Source organism: Paenibacillus oralis (assembly GCF_003863965.1).
GTDB lineage: Bacteria > Bacillota > Bacilli > Paenibacillales > Paenibacillaceae > Fontibacillus > Fontibacillus oralis.
The window spans coordinates 4,879,190-4,896,764 of the sequence record NZ_RRCN01000001.1 but is presented as its reverse complement, the minus strand read 5'-3'; the positions used below and the strand labels follow the sequence as shown (position 1 = coordinate 4,896,764).

The 17,575-nt window shown below is 54.6% G+C and carries 14 protein-coding genes and 1 pseudogene; 2 read left to right on the top strand and 13 right to left on the bottom strand.

The genetic code is table 11. The features are described 5' to 3' along the window. Positions 1 to 34 precede the first annotated feature (34 nt). A complete protein-coding gene (locus tag EHV15_RS21835; RefSeq protein ID WP_128633070.1) occupies positions 35 to 1,441 on the bottom strand; it encodes an MFS transporter in 1,407 nt (468 codons plus the stop codon). A gap of 126 nt (positions 1,442 to 1,567) precedes the next feature. Between EHV15_RS21835 and EHV15_RS21830 the strand changes: the two genes are divergently transcribed. Further along, positions 1,568 to 2,458, top strand: coding sequence for a LysR family transcriptional regulator (locus EHV15_RS21830; protein ID WP_128633069.1), 891 nt, complete (start codon positions 1,568 to 1,570; stop codon positions 2,456 to 2,458). A 30-nt stretch (positions 2,459 to 2,488) separates the two neighbouring features. On the opposite strand, the gene splB is transcribed toward EHV15_RS21830, so the two are convergent. The 7 genes and pseudogenes from splB to fabF all read right to left on the bottom strand — a co-directional run bounded on the left by splB (position 2,489) and on the right by fabF (position 9,329). Further along, positions 2,489 to 3,514, bottom strand: a complete 1,026-nt coding sequence (gene splB, locus EHV15_RS21825) for a spore photoproduct lyase (RefSeq protein WP_128633068.1) — start codon at positions 3,512 to 3,514, stop codon at positions 2,489 to 2,491. Continuing rightward, positions 3,511 to 3,648, bottom strand: a pseudogene (locus EHV15_RS21820) (transcriptional regulator SplA domain-containing protein); the annotation flags it as partial. The gene splB and the pseudogene EHV15_RS21820, both read right to left, overlap by 4 nt. Positions 3,649 to 3,783: 135 nt before the next feature. Continuing rightward, on the bottom strand, positions 3,784 to 4,899 hold the full coding sequence (locus EHV15_RS21815) for a VanZ family protein (RefSeq protein ID WP_246061734.1): 1,116 nt from the start codon (positions 4,897 to 4,899) through the stop codon (positions 3,784 to 3,786). Between the two features lie 174 nt (positions 4,900 to 5,073). Then, a complete protein-coding gene (locus EHV15_RS21810) occupies positions 5,074 to 5,904 on the bottom strand; it encodes a DUF4349 domain-containing protein (RefSeq protein ID WP_246061733.1) in 831 nt (276 codons plus the stop codon). Continuing rightward, positions 5,816 to 6,265, bottom strand: a complete 450-nt coding sequence (locus EHV15_RS37540) for a hypothetical protein (RefSeq protein WP_246061732.1) — start codon at positions 6,263 to 6,265, stop codon at positions 5,816 to 5,818. Before EHV15_RS37540 ends, EHV15_RS21810 begins: the two co-directional genes overlap by 89 nt. Before the next feature lie 411 nt (positions 6,266 to 6,676). Then, positions 6,677 to 7,579, bottom strand: a complete 903-nt coding sequence (locus tag EHV15_RS21805; RefSeq protein ID WP_128633066.1) for a transposase — start codon at positions 7,577 to 7,579, stop codon at positions 6,677 to 6,679. Positions 7,580 to 8,090: 511 nt separating this feature from the next. Next, the gene (gene fabF, locus EHV15_RS21800) at positions 8,091 to 9,329 is read right to left on the bottom strand and encodes a beta-ketoacyl-ACP synthase II (protein ID WP_128633065.1); all 1,239 of its coding nucleotides are present in this window, start codon (positions 9,327 to 9,329) and stop codon (positions 8,091 to 8,093) included. Positions 9,330 to 9,455: 126 nt separating this feature from the next. Here fabF and EHV15_RS21795 point away from each other — a divergent pair, with 126 nt between their 5' ends. Beyond that, positions 9,456 to 10,301 (top strand): helix-turn-helix transcriptional regulator, encoded by an 846-nt coding sequence (locus EHV15_RS21795; protein WP_128633064.1) that lies wholly within the window; start codon positions 9,456 to 9,458, stop codon positions 10,299 to 10,301. Positions 10,302 to 10,318: 17 nt separating this feature from the next. On the opposite strand, the gene EHV15_RS21790 is transcribed toward EHV15_RS21795, so the two are convergent. The 5 genes from EHV15_RS21790 to EHV15_RS21770 form a co-directional block, all read right to left on the bottom strand. Continuing rightward, positions 10,319 to 11,899, bottom strand: coding sequence for a response regulator (locus EHV15_RS21790; protein WP_342774031.1), 1,581 nt, complete (start codon positions 11,897 to 11,899; stop codon positions 10,319 to 10,321). Next, positions 11,868 to 13,781: a sensor histidine kinase gene (locus EHV15_RS21785; RefSeq protein WP_128633062.1), complete on the bottom strand. Its 1,914-nt coding sequence runs from the start codon at positions 13,779 to 13,781 to the stop codon at positions 11,868 to 11,870. Before EHV15_RS21785 ends, EHV15_RS21790 begins: the two co-directional genes overlap by 32 nt. A 95-nt stretch (positions 13,782 to 13,876) precedes the next feature. Next, positions 13,877 to 15,547 carry an extracellular solute-binding protein gene (locus EHV15_RS21780; protein ID WP_178075928.1) on the bottom strand — a complete coding sequence of 557 codons (1,671 nt, stop codon included), beginning with the start codon at positions 15,545 to 15,547 and terminating at the stop codon, positions 13,877 to 13,879. Between the two features lie 94 nt (positions 15,548 to 15,641). Then, positions 15,642 to 16,529 (bottom strand): carbohydrate ABC transporter permease, encoded by an 888-nt coding sequence (locus EHV15_RS21775; RefSeq protein WP_128633061.1) that lies wholly within the window; start codon positions 16,527 to 16,529, stop codon positions 15,642 to 15,644. A 41-nt stretch (positions 16,530 to 16,570) separates the two neighbouring features. Further along, positions 16,571 to 17,527: an ABC transporter permease gene (locus EHV15_RS21770; RefSeq protein WP_425464485.1), complete on the bottom strand. Its 957-nt coding sequence runs from the start codon at positions 17,525 to 17,527 to the stop codon at positions 16,571 to 16,573. Positions 17,528 to 17,575 lie beyond the last annotated feature (48 nt).

Genomic DNA, 17,575 nt, shown 5'->3' with positions numbered 1-17,575 from the left:
ATATCTTTCTTTATCTCTATCGGAAGCAGAGGCGTCATTTGTTAGCCCTAAAAGATGAAAAATTTAAATTTTTTATTTTTTTTCGTGACCGTTCATTTCGTAAAAAGTAAAAATAATAAAAAAGCACCATCATCACCACCAAAGCGGCGAGAATGAGATAAATATTACTGTACACGCCGGAGTTCACAAACGGATTTAGCGGGTTCCAATGCACGCTGCCGCCTTGATCCACAGCCTTGCTGTAAACGCTGGCCGCCACCGCGCCGGAAAGAAAATTCGACATCGACAGCAGCCCCATGCCAACTCCGGTCTGTTCCTTGGTCAGCGTCCGCGAAATCGTGCCTGTCAAGGCGATTTGCATAAACATCTGACCAACGTTGCCAAAGATTAATAATACGGCAATGATGGGGACCGCCGCTCCCGCGAAGATCGAGATCAGGGTAAAGCAAACCAGCAGCAGCAAGGACGCGGTGCAAAATACAAACGGGTTGCCCTTGGCATCCGCCAGCTTGCCGCCCGTTCTGCCCAGCAGCGCCGATACCGCCGCCCCCGGAACCATAGCGAAGCCAATCCAGCCTGAGGCAAGCCCGTTGACATCCGCCAGCAGCTGCGGGGTCAAAAACGGGAGCGCATAACCGAGCCCCATCGCCAGTATGGACATGAGCAGCCCCAGGGAATAGCTTCTGTTGCGGAAAAGCTGCGGATCCGCGAATGGATGAGCCGCCGTCCGATTGCGGATAACAAACAGCAAGAACAGGAGCAAGCTGCCGAGATAAAACGTCATTCGCCCATAAGTAACGCCCAGCAGCAGCAAAGCTACCGCGCCGCCAAGCAGACCGGCCCCCAGCCAATCGACTTTGGCATATTTGGGCGCCTGCTCGCTTAAATATCGGCGGTAAAACGGCAAGGTGACGAGCATCAGCATCGGAATGCAAAACAACCAGCGCCAATCGACCAGACTGACGATCAACGCCGAGACGACCGGTCCGATCGCCCCCCCGACAGCCAGTCCGGTTGCCGTAATTCCGAGCGCATACCCGCGCCGTTCGGGCGGAAAGTGGCGGACGGGAATGATCATCGCCGCCGCCGGAATAACCGCCGCTCCCGCCGCCTGCAAAATCCGTCCGGCCAGCACCATCCAAAACGCCTGGGCGGCAAGCCCGGCGAGCGAGCCCAGACAAAACACGGCCAAACCAAATGTGATTAAATTTTTGAACCTGAATAAATCGGCCAGTTTCCCGTAGATGACCGATCCAATCGCATAGATCAGCATATAAATGGTGGCCACCCAGCTGACCTGGGCCACGGATAAATGGAACTCGCTTTTAATTTCCGGCAGCACGATATTAAACATCGTGGCGCTCATCGACGAAAGCACCATCGTAAATGCCAAAATACGGATCAGCTTTTCGGCTGACTCCCCCTCCGTCTGCTTTCTCATAACAAATCAAGCCTCCCCAAAAACCTTTGATATGAGTTATTTTATATTTGCATATTGATAATTAAAAATATATATTTAATTATAAAATCATATACTACAGTATATTAATGAAAAGGAATGACTAGTGTGGAACTACTGCAGCTGCAATATTTTCAGACGGTCGCCCGCTTGGAGCATATGACAAAAGCCGCGCAGGAGCTTCACATCGCCCAGCCCGCGCTGAGCAAGACGATCGCCCGGCTGGAACAGGATTTGGGCGTGCCGCTGTTTGACCGGCAGAACCGGCAAATCCGGCTCAACCACTTCGGCAGGGCGTTTTTGAAAAAAGTGGAGATCGCGCTGAACGTGCTTGATGAAGGGCGCAAGGAAGTCGCCGATCTGGCGGGGACGGAGCGGGGGAGCATTCGTCTGGCGACAAACAACTTGGGCCGGATTACTCCCGCTCTGAGCGCTTATCGGGCGGAGCATCCGGAAGTGAATTTCCGCATTTTGCAAACGTCGCCCGCTTCCATTGAGGAGTTGGTGGATTTGCTGGAAAATGGCGAGGTGGACTTGTGTTTTACCGCCGCCTCCATCGATCATCCGGACATCCGCGAACAGCCGGTGCTGGACGCCGAGGTGTTTTTGGCCGTGCCGCCCGGCCACCCCTTAGAGCGGCGCAGCAGCATCCGCCTCGAGGAGGTTGCGGGCGAACCTTTTATCGAATATAAAGCCGGCCATCCGTTCCGGAAAATAAACGCATCGTTTTGCCGCGAAGCAGGCATTTCGCCGGACATTGTCTGCGAGGTGGACGAGCCGTCCGCCTTGGGCAGCCTGGTGCAGGCCGGACTTGGCGTGGCGTTCGTGCCCGCATGCCGCAAAGACGAGGCGCCGCCATATAAAATGCTGCGCATCGAAAGCCCGGTATGCCGGCGCATCTTCCGGATCGCCTGGCTGGAGCGGCGGTATCTCCCGCAGGCGGCCCGCAGCTTCGCCCGGTTTTTGAGCGAATATTATGAGGAGCTTCAGGCGCCATAAGCTGCGTGGCCATCCGCAAGCATTCCGCAATCAAGTAAAATACTCCAGCTTCGCCTTCGGAAAAAATTGTTTCATATAGCCGAACAGATGGGTTTTCAAATCCTCCTCTTCCTCTTTCGGATAAATATATTTGCCGATGCCGTATTTGCCCCATTTGTACCTGCGTTTTTCTTCGTCCAGTTCCAGCTTGGTCATCGGGTAATTTTTCTCAATCACCCGTTTGGCCGGTTTCGTGAAGCGGTGCTGAATGAATTCGAACGTAAGGTCCTCTTTCGCCTCGGCCGGCAGCTCGGCATCAAGCCGTTCGAACATATGGCGGTATCCGTCCTCCCACCCTTCGTGAATGTAAATAGGCGCGACGATAAAGCCCAGCGGATACCCGGCCCGGGCCACCTTCCCCGCCGCCTCGATTCTTTGCTCCAAAGGCGAGGTGCCCGGCTCGAAGTTTTTAATGATGTAATCGGCGTTGACGCTGAACCGGAACCGTGTTTTTCCGTTATGCCTCGCATCCAGCAAATGATCGACATGATGAAACTTCGTGACGAACCGCAGTTTGCCGTACTCGGACTGCCCAAAGTGCTCGATCGCCCGCTTGAGCGTATGGGTCAGATGGTCGATGCCGACGATATCCGAGGTGCAGGAGGCTTCGAAACGGGTGTATTCCGGGGCGCGTTCGGCCATATACCGGTCAGCGGCGTCCAAAATCTCCTCCACGTTGACATAAGTGCGGATATATGGCTTGCTCCCCATCGTCGTTTGTAAATAGCAGTAATGGCAGTGCCCCATACAACCGGTGGCAAAAGGAATGGCGTATTCCGCCGAAGGCTTGGACGTGTCGAATTTCAACGTTTTGCGGATGCCGACCACCAGCGTGGATTTGGCCACCCGGTATTTTTGCAGATCGCTTTCGCCCGGCAGGTTTCTGACCTGGTTGTGGGAGGTTGTATAGCGGATGTCCACATCCATGCCCTTAAATTTGTCATAAAGCGTTTGACCCAGCGGATAATCCAGCGCGTCCGGCTCGAAGTATACCAGCTTTGGAACAAACGGCTTCATTCCAGGCTTCCCTCGGCGGCGTCCCCGAAATAGTAGCTGTAAGCCTGTTCCGCTTCGTCCGCCGATGCATATACGGCCATTTCGCTCGTCAACGGGTAGTAGGTCTCATACAAAAACACGGCGAGTTCCCCCGGCGCAAAGGTCCGGGCTCCGTCTAATATTTCCATCGAATCCCCTTCTTTTTATGGAATGGTGAAGCTGTCCCTCTGCTTTTAAAATATTTCCTTTGCCGGAAGCAATTATTTTTCCTCGTTATGGAAAAACACACTTTAGTGTTCCTCTGAACCTAAAGCGGCTCGTCTCCACAATATTTTATGCTGTGTCCGGCTTAGTTTCTCGTAGAACAGCACGGAGTTTTTGCGAAACACCTGGATGACGACATGAATGAAAAACGCTAAATCCATCAGCAGGACCAACATGGCCAATAACGCCCTAGCTCCCTCTGGCAATGATCCGGGAGGAAAAACAACCAAGCGGTTGACGCCGAATATTCCCCAATATAGAAGGCCATTGCGGATGATGATCGATACGGCTCTCGGCCGCGCTCGGTCCATTTCCTCAAGCCTGATGCGAACGAGCCATTTGCCGAAGGTGCATCCGCCGGTCAGGTAGGGAAGCAGCATGAAGTATAGGCCTGTAGCGACAAAATAAGCTCCCGGAATCCGCAGCACGTGGCAGACGGCCAACAGCACGGCGCAAATGACAATATCGAACATCCAGGCCAAGCCGCGGCGGGTGTAGCTCACCCTTTTTGCGGACAAATCCACGCCCCGGTCCAGATGCTCGATCCTGGGCAAAAAACGCGACAGCCATTCGGCCGCGAGAAAGCCGATCATTCCGCCAAGCGTGTTTGTCATCAGGTCGTCGATGTCGAACACCCGGTAGGCGTTGTCAAAAAAGCCGAATATGCCCGTCAGCTGCGTTACTTCAAAAAACAGGGACAGCAAAAAGGACAGCAGCAGGCAACGAATCGGCCCAAAACGGAAATAGTAACGCATGATCATCCCAAACGGCACTGTTAACAACACGTTGAAGACCACCTGTAAAAAAGCCCGCTCCCTCAGCAGCCGCCAATACGTCGAAGGTTCCCCTTTGGCAACGCTGGTCTCCTTCAGGATATCCTGAATGAAATGAAACGGAACGAGCTGCACGGCCGATTCGCCGAGCGGCGGGTTGTGCCGGGTGGCAGGAAAAGGCAGCATAATCAAAAATAAGGCGTTCATCAGGTACAACAGGAACAGGTATAGGACGAATGCCCGAACTTTGTTGATATACCCATACCGGCGGTACTGGACGACGAGAAACGGCATCGTGAACAGCAGCGCCGCGAAAGGAAATGCCATAAAGGCATAGGAAATGGGGAACAAATACGTTTCAAATTTCAAAGTTTAAACTCCTTTTGCGTAATGAAATCTTATTATCTTACCATAGGACGTATGAAGCCGTTTTTTAGTTAGCCAAAAAGTCCGGAATTTATGCAAAAAAGCTTTCCCGTCGCCCCACAGGCGGAGTCGGGAAAGCTTTTTGCACGTTTTTGGTGTATTGCACTGAATGCTGACTTACTCCGTTTTGTCCGGCGTTTTTGGCGAAACGTCTATGTCAGCCGGCTCCTGCGGAATCTTCTCCCCTTCCGGACGGGCATGCGCGGCCACCGCGTTCGCTTGCTTCCAGGCTTCCCGCTGTGCGGCTCTATTCTGCACTTGGCGGCGGCGCAGGAGCCAAAGCGGCACCACGATAACCGCCGCGACGGCGATCACCGGAAGCGCCCCTGCCAAAAAGACGATCAGCCACTGCAAAATCAGCGACAGCACTTCGATGCTTCCCGTCAGCGCCTGCTTGGCGCGTTCCAAGAGCGGAGGCTCATCGCCTGCTGCTAAGGTGGAGCCCGCCTGATCCGGTTGATACACACGAATTTCGATCGTGGAATAGGCAACGTTGCTGTCGATGTACCGCATCCGGCCTTTGATTTGCTCGATTTCCGTCTGGATCCGCTCCAATTCGTTCACGAACTTAACCAGTTGGCTCGTTTGGGTTGCTTCCTCCACGAATTTGAGATACCGGGCTTCCATCGCTTCCTTGACTTTCAGCCGTGATTCCAAATCCACGTACTCCTCGGAAACGTCCTGTCCCTGAATGGTGCGCTGCATGGATTTGGGCTTGAGCTGCTCCAATTTATCCAGGAGTGAAGAAAACCCGGCGGCCGGCACCTTCAGGATAAAGTTTCCGCCAAGCTCATGCTGGGACTGATTTTCGGAAAATTCGACGATGTACCCGCCCGTTAACGCCACGAGGTTGCGGATTTCAGATTGCGCTTTGGCATAATCCCCCACTTCCATCACAACGTTGGCCCGGTATATCAGCTTTTTGTTGAAGCCGGTGTCCGCTGACATCCCCTGAAACCCGGGGGGAGGTTTGCCCCGCGGCGGCAGCGGCGGCGCTTCCGCCTTCCCCCGCTGCTCCCGCCGAAGATCCGGAGCCTCCGCCGGAGGTCTCGGCTTCTCCAGCCGCTCCGGCCACCCCGGACTTCTCCGCATCTGCTTTGTCCGCACTTGCCGCTTTCTCCAAACCCATTCCGCTGTCGGCGGCCTCATTGGAAGCTTGATCGCTAACGGCCATGTCAGCCGCTGGCGAAGCGCTTTCCATGGACAGGGATGAGCCGCCCGAATCACTTGCGCTCCCGCACCCGCCAAGCAGCCATAACCCTAAAACAGCCGCTCCTAATACCGCAAACTTTTTATCCCATTTTCCCAATGGTATGCCCCCCTTGTCATAAACAGGCCTGAGAGCGATCCGCATCTTCTTATCTGCTTTGTCTGTTCACCTGCGGAACGTCTCTTACCTGTCTTGACGCATCCAAAGTCTGGAAGGTTGCCGCCTTCGAAAAATAAAACAGTGCAAAACATTAAGGACTCAACCTAATAATCAGTGCTTGACAGGACAGGGAAGGCCTGTGGGTTGGTCGGCAGGATCAACATCCGCTGGCCGGACGCTTTGCACGATTATCCCGTTTGATCAGGAAGTAGAGAAGCAGATCTGTTTAGGAGAAGGGAAGCAGACCTAACCGGAGGGATGGGGGCAAGATACCGGGAAAAATGAAAAGATCGTGATCTTGCTGCAACTGAATCCGTTTGCAGCAACGTCTGTACCGTTCAAGCATTTCTATCAGGCCGCAGCCGCAAGGGGCTGGTTCGGTTGGCGTGCGATCAGCCGGCGGTAAGAGATCGCCGGAATTGCCACACACATCTGCAGTAACTTCCGCCGCATCGTTTCTTCCGCTCCGAGCCGGCGCAGCGAGCGGCGTACGGTGTACTCGCTTAGGTACGCCTGCAGATGCTTCAGCCCCAAGGCTATATACGTACTCTTCAGCGATTCCCACGCCTCTCTTACCACTTTCCGCAATGGTACATACAGCCGATAGGCTAGGGGGAACGACTGTACCGCCGATGTACGGACATCCACATGCGCGTTGATGAACGCGACGAGTTCGTGACGGTTTGCCCTTTGTCCGTCTCCTCTCTTGTGCGGTACCAGCCGGATTTTGACCTGCTCTGGCTCGCCCGACTCTGTAACTGTGCACCCCGCTACGACCGCTGAGGCATACGGATGCGAAAACTGACACCGGGAAGGGTTACGCCCATACTGATCGCTGTTCACCTTCACGTCTCCGCAGAGCAGTTCCCGGGCATCGAACTCCCCGGCGGCATGGCGTATTTTGTGCAGCATCAACCAGGCGGTTTTGTAGGTGACCTCGATCACCTGGCTCAGTCGCCTCGCCGAGATGCCGTCCGGGAGCAGGAACAACTCTAAGGCCTCGAACCACTTGAGCAGGGGCAGATGTGTTCCTTCGAAAATCGTGCCGACCAAAGGCGACGTTTGATGCTTGCACTTTCCGCACTCGAACAAGAGGATATGCCGGGAAGTCAGACGACTGCACCGGGTGTGAGCGCAGCGCGGGCAGACGAAGCCGCTTCGCCACTTCATCGCGATCAGCGCCTCCATGCAGGCCTGCTCGCTGTTATAACGGCTGCTGAATGGTTGAAGTTCCGTTCCCTTATTGACTTCCATATCCGCTCGCCTCCCGAATCAAGAATATAAGCACATACGTTCGCTTAAATTTATTTTACCAAACAAACGTTCTTCTATCAAGCCGAAAATCTTACCTGAACCGCCTCATTTTTTTCTTATCTCTTTTTTTCTTTATGCCGTACACTAGCCCCCTGCCCCCCTGAACGAATGGGATAATCGTGCAAGGCAGCATGCAGGGACACCAATACACCAAGACACGAGCGCTATAGACAGCCACCTCAGAGCCAAAGTCATAAAGTGCCGCTATTCTGATGACCGACGGTTGGTCGTTCACGTAGCCTACGTTTCATCGTTCCGGCAGCCGGCTGTCGAGCACAGATGTCTAGGTTGACCCCAGAGAACATACGATCAATCACATATGTATGTAAAACCAACAGAGACCCTGCTATACAGCCAGGGTCTCTGCATCTATCTATGTTTTAAGGGGGTGTCTTTATATTACAAGGCTTAACTTAAAGCAAGATGAAAATCAGTTTAAAGTTTAATGAAATCAATCGTGATATTTCCGCAGCACAATGACGGCGTTATGTCCGCCGAACCCAAACGAGTTGGACAAGCCGATGTCCAGGTCGGCCTTGCGCGCTGCGTTCGGCACGTAATCCAGATCGCATTCGGGATCGGGATGCGTCAGGTTGATCGTCGGCGGAATCACCCCTTCGTTCAGCGTCTGCATCAAAGCGATCGCTTCCGCGCCGCCCGCCGCGCCAAACATATGGCCGATCATCGATTTGTTCGCTGTGATCGGAATTTGATAGGCGCGCTCGCCAAACGCTTTTTTGATCCCCAGGGTTTCCCCGCGGTCGCCCACCTCCGTGCTTGTGGCATGGGCGCTGATCACGTCCACCTGCTCCGGAGACACTCCGGCGGACTGGAGCGCCCGCTTCATCGCCTGGGCCGCGCCTTCCCCTTCCGGATGGGAGGCGACCACGTGAAAGGCGTCCGAGCTGGCCCCGTACCCGATCACCTCGCCATGAATCCGGGCACCTCTGCGCAGCGCGTGTCCCAGCGATTCCAGGATGACGATGCCGGCGCCTTCGCTCATCACAAAGCCGTCGCGGCCCGCGTCAAACGGGCGGCTGGCCTGCTCCGGCTCGCCACCCCGCTTCGACAGCGCTGTGGCATTGCCGAAACTGGCCAGAGCCAAAGGATGAATCGCCGCCTCCGTTCCGCCGGCGATCATCACATCCGCCTCGCCGCTCTTAATCAGCCGGAACGCTTCGCCGATCGCCGTATTACCGATCGAACAGGCCGTCACCGGCGACAGCGTAGGCCCAAGCGCGCCGTAGCGGATGCTGATTTGCGCCGCGGCCATATTCGTAATCATCATCGGGACAAGGCTCGGACTCACCCGGCCCGGGCCCCGGCCATCCAGGACCCTCAAGTTTTCGGCCAGCGTCTCAATCCCGCCGATCCCCGAGCCGACGTAAACGCCAAACCGTTCCCGGTCAAGCCGTTCCGGCTGCAGCCCTGCATCCTGCATCGCCTGTTCGGCGGCAAACATCGCATATTGGCAAAAGCGGTCCATCTTGCGCGCTTCCTTCCGGCCAAACAGCCCCTCCGCATCGAAATCCCGCACCTGGCCGGCGATTTGGGCGCCGAATCCCGACGCATCAAAACGATCGATCCGGGAAATTCCCGATTTCCCTTCCTTTAGTCCGTTCCAAAACGTATCCACATCGTTGCCGAGCGGAGACAAAATACCCATACCGGTAATAACAACCCGTTCCATACCAAAATCCTCCTTCGCAAAAACACCTGTTGTCCCCTATTTTATCCGTTCATTATCCTATTACAAGTTTTTAGTTATCCTAGTATAATAGGTAATACAATAAGTGACCATCAAAGGAGTGTCCCCATGAGTACGGAACCAAGGCTTAAAGCGCTCTCCGAATTTTTAAAAACCCGGCGGGCCAAGCTGAATCCGCAGGCGGTCGGACTGCCATCGGGCGGACGCCGCCGGACGCCGGGACTGCGGCGGGAAGAGGTTGCCCAATTGGCCGGAGTCAGCACGACCTGGTATACCTGGCTGGAACAGGGCCGGGATATCAAGGTGTCCGCTTCGGTCCTGGACGCCATTGCCGGCGCGCTCAAGCTGAATGCCGATGAACGCAAATACTTGTTTGATCTGGCGATGGACAGCGGCTTGCACCCTTACTTCACTCAGGAGCCAAAAACCGCGATCAGCCCTTCGCTGCATAAAATCCTGCAGGAGCTGAAGTTTTGCCCCACGATCATTTCCGATCGCCATTGCCATATCGTCGGCTGGAACGCCGCCGCGTCCCATGTGTTTGTCGACTTCGAGCATCTTAAAGGCGAAGAACGGAATCTGATCTACCTCGTGTTCGCCAAAAAAGAACTGCGCAGCCTGGCGGTCAACTGGCCGCATTTCGTGAAAGGATTTTTGGCGATTTTTCGCGCGTATTACGGCCAATACGTGGCCGATCCGTGGTATGCCGGGTTTATCGAGGAAATGACGCGAAGCTACCCCGATTTTCATGATTTATGGGAGCAAAGCGAAGTCAAGGCCGCTCCCGAAGTCCTGATCGAATTCCGCCACGCCAAAGCCGGAAAAATGCTGTTTAACCTTACCTCACTGCAGGTGCAGGGAGAGAGCGATTTGCGCTGCAGCATTTATACACCGATTGAAGGCACGGCCACGGAAACCAAATTGAAGAAGCTGCTCGAGGGAACGGCACAGTAACATTGACCAAGGTCATTTTATCTTTGGCTGGCAAACACCTTGTCGCGGTATTCCACCGGCGAAATCCCTTCCAGCTCCTTAAAGACGCGGGAAAATTGCTTCGTATTTTCGAAGCCGACCGCCGCTCCGACCTCGAACAATTTCAGGCTCCCGGCGCCGATCAACTGCTTCGCTTTGCGGATGCGCACCTTTTTTAAGTACAGCACAAAGCTTTCTCCGGTGTAAGCCTTAAAGGCCTCGCTAAAATATGAGTAGTTCAGCGAGACATGGTTGCTGACCATCGCCATGTTGAGCGGCCGGTGATAGTTCTCTTCGATGTAGGCGACGGCATCCTTCATGTCCCCGTGCTCGCTGTGGGCGGAGCGGATGCCCCCGATGTAGTCGTCCAAATTCAGCAGCAGCTGCTCAAGGGCGCGAAAATAGTCATGAAAATGGCGGAAATTGTTCATCGTCCCCACCTGACGGTACAGCTTCAGCACCTCCACCGAAGCTTCGCCGTACAACCGGAACACCTCGTCCAGCACCTGTTCGTTCATGCGCCGGCCAACCGTTTCCAGGTAGGAAATATCGACATCCGGCAGTTCACCGACATGGAAGATCCCGCGAAGCAGCGCCCCGATTTCCTTTTCCCGCTTAGTGCCGAGGATGTTGCCCAGCTTGCGGAGTTCCTCCTCCGGTACGGGAAAAACACGTTTGCGGTCATGCAGCTCACTGTACCAAATCAAGCTCGTTCCCGGATAGATAAACGTGTGCTTCAGCGACCTTTTGGCCTCCGCATAACAGCGGGGGATATCCTCCGGAAGGCGGCCTTCCCGGCTGACGCCCATCAGCAGGCCTTCCAGGTCTTTCTCCGCGGCAAGCCGCGACAGCTCGGCAAACTTGGCTTGCGGCCCCCCGATCAGTACGACCCGGCCTTCGCGGTCGAACACCGCGGCGTTCAGGCGGCCGTTCACGCTTAGCAGCATGTGCTCCGCCAACGATTTCAACTCCTCCTTGTTCATGCACCGTCCGTCATCGTACTTGTACATTAGTACCGCCACCGAAAACGGCACGGCGTAACGGTCAATCCCGATTTCCTGCCCCAGCTTCCGGGCGTCCTCCCCGCTTATTTCCCCAACCTGCAGCAGTTCCTGCAATTTTCTCGACTGCAGTTCGGCACGGTACATCTCCGAGATCGCCATCTGCTCCTCCATTCGGGAAAACTGGTCCAAATGCGCTTCGCATTTCCGCAAAGCCGCAAACAGCTCATCCCGGCGGATCGGTTTAAGCAAGTAGTCCTTCACCTGATATTGGATCGCCGCTTTGGCATATTCGAAATCCTCATAACCGCTTAGAATGATGACCATAGGTTCAGGTTGCCCCGCGGCCAGGGGTTCCGTGGCCAATTTGCCGATCAAGGCAATCCCGTCCATCCGCGGCATCCGGATGTCCGTGATGACAATATCGGCCCCTTCGGAGCGGTAAAGCTCCAGCGCTTCCCCGCCCTGGCCCGCAGTGATCAGCCGGTACCGGCCTGGAAACTCGCGCTCAATCATCGTTTTTAACCCCAACCGGATATTTTTCTCATCATCTACGATCAAGAGTGTTCGCACGTTCACCCATCCCTCCTGTCAATAACATCCGCGGAATCGTCATCACGATCCGGGTATAACGCCCGGGTTCACTGAATACCTCCAGCCCCTGAGCCGCGCCGAAAAACAGTTTCACCCGCTCCTGGACGTTCCGCAGTCCAATGCCGCGGGGTTTGAATCCCGGCTCGAAAGCCCCCGGAAGCTTCTCTTTAACCCCAACCGCAGCCAATTCCGCATTTAATGTGGCGAGCGGTCCGGTTTCGATCCCGCAGCCGTTATCCATTACGGCAATCTGAATCCGGTCTTCTTCCAAAGCGGCGGCGCTGATCCGAATCTCCCGCCTTCCCTCGGCCTCCCCCGGCCAGGCATGCTTCACCGCGTTTTCCACGAGCGGCTGCAGCGACATTTTCAGCACCTCCAGCTCCAGATCACCGTCGCTAATATCCAAGATCAGCGCAATCGGCTCGTCAAACCGGATGTTCATGACCTCCAAATAGTTTTCGATATGGCGGATTTCATCGCCCAGCTTGACGTACTCCCCCGACCACTTAAAGTTATAGCGCATCATGCCGCCCAGGGAGGTCAGCGCGTCGGAAATGGCGCGTTGTCCCTCGATTTCAGCCATCATTTTGATGTTCTCCAGCGTGTTATATAAGAAGTGCGAATCGATCTGGCTGTGCAGCGTCCTCAGCTCGGCTTCTTTGGTCGTCGCCTGTTTGCGGATTCCCTGGGCAATCAGCTCGTTGATTTTTTGGATCAGCTTATTGAAATGATGCGCCAGCTCCCCGATTTCCCCTCCCCCCTTGATGCGCGGGATATCGATATGAAAATCGCCTTTGCGCATTTTTTTCGTCGCTTCGGTCAAACGCCGCAGATTTTTCAGAATGATCGAGTTCAGAAAAAAGGTAATGATCGACAAAAGCACGATCAACAGGATATTGGCGGCCATGATTTGCTGCTTGGAGCGCAGGATGTCGTCGAGTACGCCTTCAAGGGACACCACGTACAGCAGGCGGGCGCCAATCCGTTCGATGGGGGCGGAAATGAGCAAAAACCTCGCCCCCTCCAGTTCAAATTGGGTTTGAAAGGCGCCGTCCGCGCGCTGTTCCCGGAGCAGTTGCCGCACCTTTTGCTGCATGATTCCGCTGCCGCCGAGCACAGGTTGCCCGCGATCCATATACATCGCGCCATGAGCATCAAGCAACGCCATCTGGGATTCATGGTCCGCAATACCCGTATACACCCTGGGCGAAAAATCCTTCAGCAGCATTTCCACCCCGATGATTCCGACATGCGCTCCGCCCGAGTTGATCTCTTGAAACAGCGAAATTTTGGGCTGGTTCTCCGCAGGTTCGGCCGTGTACCTTTTCATGATGTCGCGGTCGGTCTGCTGCAGCACCCACAGTTGACCGCCATCCAGTTCATTGACCTCAGGGTACCACGGCTCAGCGGCGATCCGGCTCTCCCGGAACACGGTTGGCCAAATTTCATGGATCAGCGGGTTGTTCGTGAACATCCGCCAGTGAACAATTTGCGGCGTGCTCAGTTGAATCAGACTGAAATCGGCGAACTTCCCCATATTCCAGTCGATCAGCTCGCTGGTCTCCGGCTCCCGGTCCAGGGTCAAATAATTCATCAAATCCTGATGGGATATGGAGATTTGGGCCGCCAGCTCCATCGCCTCGATCTGCTTTTGGATTTGGATGCTTTCCAGTTCGATCGTGAATTGGCTTTTCTTAAGCGCATCGGCGGTGTAGTTTTGATGAATCTGGTTAAACAGATAGTTCGATACAATAATACTCGGAATAAAAAAAATAACGATATACGCCGTCACAAGACGGCTTTGCATCGATCTGCGTCCAAGCCAATATAGACAATGATCCGCGGTTGACTGAATCCATCGTTTCATCGCTGCGATTTCTCCCGGGAATGCGGACAAAGGGGAACCTCGCGGGCAGGCAAGCCGCCGCAAGGAACCCCAGTTTTGTCCTCATGAATTATGGTTTATTTAATGAACTCGGCGAGCTTCGCCATGTTCTCCTCGTATTTCTTCTGCTTGTATTCCCACACCTTGGCATATCCGAGCTCATCGCGTTTCTTCAAGTAACCGTCCCAGACTTGATCGAACTCGGCATCGGATTTGGCCAACAGCAGCTTAGGCGCCACTTTGCCCCACTCCTGCAAAATTTTCGTATTCATCACGCCTTCCTCGGAGTTGCCCTGCGGATCGATTTGGTCGAATTGCGAGAAGCTATGCGACTTGCCGCGGGTCCAATCTTCCGTCTGCTTGAACGGTTCGACGGCCGGAGGCGCCCAAGCCATGGTCGTGTTCGTATCCATCAGCATCCAGAAGGTATGGGACGCGCCGTACTTTTTGTCGAACGCGCCGCGGTCGCTGTTCAACAGCTCCGCAACTTCAGGAAGGAACTGGTCTTTGCCGTCAATCGTGTCCCAGGTGACGCCTTGCTTGCCCAGGTACGTGTCGCGTTGTCCTTCCTCGGAAATCATATAGCTCAGGAAGCGGATTGCCCGCGCTTTGTCTTTGACGTTCTTGGAGATCAGCGTCACCGTCCAGCCGGAAATGGACGGTCCGGACAGCGTCGGTTGATCCAGAGCTGCGTTCGCCGGTCCGTCAACCGCAATGTAGATGGAGTTCGGATCGTTCGCGTACAGCACGTTTTGCTGGTTGGCCATGTCATTGCGCTGATACAACATCGCGAAGTAGCGGCCCTGCGCAATCTTCTCTTCCATCTGCGGACGTTTATCCACGAAGATGTCTTTGGACAGCAGCCCTTTCTCATTGGCCTGACGCAGCGTCTTCAGCCACTTGACGTATTCCGGATCGGTGGTGCGGTCGTACAGCTTGCCGTCCTTCTCCCACGGAATCGCCAGGAAGTTCTGGATGTAGGCCTCGAGCGAGTAGTTGCCTTTCTCGTGGAAATCGTGCATGCCGAACGGAATCAGCGGCTGCCCATTCACGTCAGGGAACATTTTTTTTGCGTCTTCAAGCGCTTTCAAGAAACCTTCAGGCGTACGCATATCCGGCTTGCCAAGCGCTTCGTACATATCCTTGCGCACGAGGAACGTCTGGGTGGACGTGAAATTGTCGCCGAATTTCTCGTAATCCTTCGGAGAAGAGGACGCATTCGGATAGCCGTAGACGTTGCCGTCCTCCTGGGTATACCACGACACCTTGGCCGGGTCGGTCGCTTTATAGAAATACGGATCGTATTGGTCCGCCAGTTCGTTCAGCGGCAGCACCAGGCCGCCTTCGATCATTTTTTTGACCGCGTCCTCGCTCCAGGCGATCGTAATGAAATCCGGCAGCGAACCCGAGGCGATCATCGCGTTCATTTTTTCGGTCTCGTTGCCGGCAGGCACGATTAAGTTGAGGTTCACGCCGGTTTTCTCCGTTACGTATTGGGAGGTAATATCCTCACCCCATTTGTTCGGGAACCAGGCAAAGTTGATGTACCAGTCGAACGTAATCGGCGATGTATCCACCTTCCAGCCCGGATCGTCCCGGGTCAGCTTCACTTCCTCCGCCGCGGGCTGCTCTTCCCCTCCCTTCGCGGGTGCGTTGTTAGCGCCGCCGGACGAGCATGCCGTCGTAAAAGCCACAATCAGCGCGAACATTAACAGCAGAAGGCTCTTTGGCTTAAGCATCTTGCTCATGTGTTTTTCCCCTTTTCTTGTATAGAAATATGATTATATAGAACCCTCGCCGGGATAGGCAAGAGCAGCTATCTTGCTTATTAGGCAAATCGTGTTATCCCTTGATCGAGCCGATCATCATGCCTTTGACGAAATAACGCTGCAGGAACGGGTAGACGAACACGATCGGCAGCGTCGTGACCACCATCGTTGCCAGCTTGATCGACTGCGAGGTGACCGTCTTGGAAATGCCTCCCGGAACTTGGGCCGCCATCTGGTTGGAGCTGGACTGGGCCACGACCCGGTACAAGTAGGTTTGGATTGGCTGCAGGTCCATATTGTTGAGGTAAATGACCCCGGTAAAATAGTCGTTCCATTGATATACGCCATGGAATAACGCGATCGTCGCCACCACCGGCATCGATACCGGAAGCACCACGCGGAGGAAGATCGCCCAGTCGTTGGCGCCGTCGATTTTCGCCGCTTCTTCAAGCCCGTCCGGGATTTCGCGGAAAAAGGTCATGAAGATGATCAGATCGAAAAAGCTGAACATCGCGGGGATGATGTAGATCAGGAAATTATCCAACAGGTGCAAATCCCTCATCAGCAGGTAAGTCGGGATCAATCCGCCGCCGAAAAACATCGTGACCGTTCCGAGCAGGATATAAAATTTTCCGCCGATCAAATCCTTCCTGGAGAAAGCGTACGCCACCATGGCCGTGAACAGCACGTGCAGCAGCGTCCCGATGAGCGTTTTGGCCACGGTGATGCCCATCGCCAGCATGATGCCGGAGCTTTGGAACACGGCGCCGTAGTTCTCGAAGCTGAACACCCGCGGCCACCAATAGATCCCGCCGCGCATCCCGTCCATCCCCTCGTTGAGGGAATTGACGAGCACGTACCAGACCGGATAAAGCGTCACAAAGCAGATCAGCAGCATTCCGAGATTGTTGAGCAGGTCGAAGATCGCTTCTCCTCGGGTTCTTCTTTTTAAGGTAAGCATGTTCTCTGGGCTCCTTCATGAATTGGACTTGGTCTCACCGGCTAAAACAGGGACGTATCGTTCAGCTTCTTCGTCACCCGGTTAGCCAGCAGCAGCAGAATCAGCGCGATCACCGACTTGAACAGGCCCACCGCCGTCGAATAGGAATAACGCCCGGACAACATCCCGGTTTGGTAAACGTAGATGTCGATGACGTTGCTGGCGCTTTCGTTCAGCGCGTTGCGCAGCACCAGGATTTGATCGAAGTTGGAGTTCAGCACGCCGCCCACCGCAAGAATGAACAAAATCGAAATCGTCGCCTTGATGGAAGGCAGGGTGATATACCACATTTTCTGAAATCTCCCGGCTCCGTCGATTGTGGCCGCCTCGTACATTTCGGGCGATATGCTCGTGATGGCGGCCAAATAAATGATCGCGGACCAGCCCAGCTCCTTCCAGACATCCGAAGCGATGACGATGCCCCAGAAATAATTCGGCTCGGCCAGATACGAGATCGGCTCTTGTATCAGGTGCAAAGCCAGCAAAACATCGTTGATGATCCCGACGTCCGACAGCCAGGTGGTCAAAATCCCGCCGAGGACGACCCAGGACAAAAAGTGCGGCAGATACGAGATTGTTTGCACCGCCTTTTTGAACCGGACCGAACGCATCTCGTTCAGAAACAGCGCAAAAATGATCGGCAGCGGAAAACCGACGACCAGCTTGATCAAGCTGATGCCCAGCGTATTTTTCATCACATTGACAAAATTGTCGTCCTGAAAAAACTCCTTAAAATGGTCAAAGCCCACCCACGGCGCCTCGGCGATCGATTTGACGATGTTGTACTCCTTAAAGGCAATGATGATGCCGTACATCGGCACGTAGTTAAAGACGATCATCCAGGCGACGCCAAGCAGGGCCATGATTTGAATATGCCTTTGCGCGTACAGGCGCTTGAAACGTTTGCTCCATACCGGTGGCGGCGTCTTTCTTTCCGGAGCGGCCGCCGTTTCCGTCATCTGCCCTATATCCATTCCTCTGACCTCCAAGCTGTCCATAAGCTAATT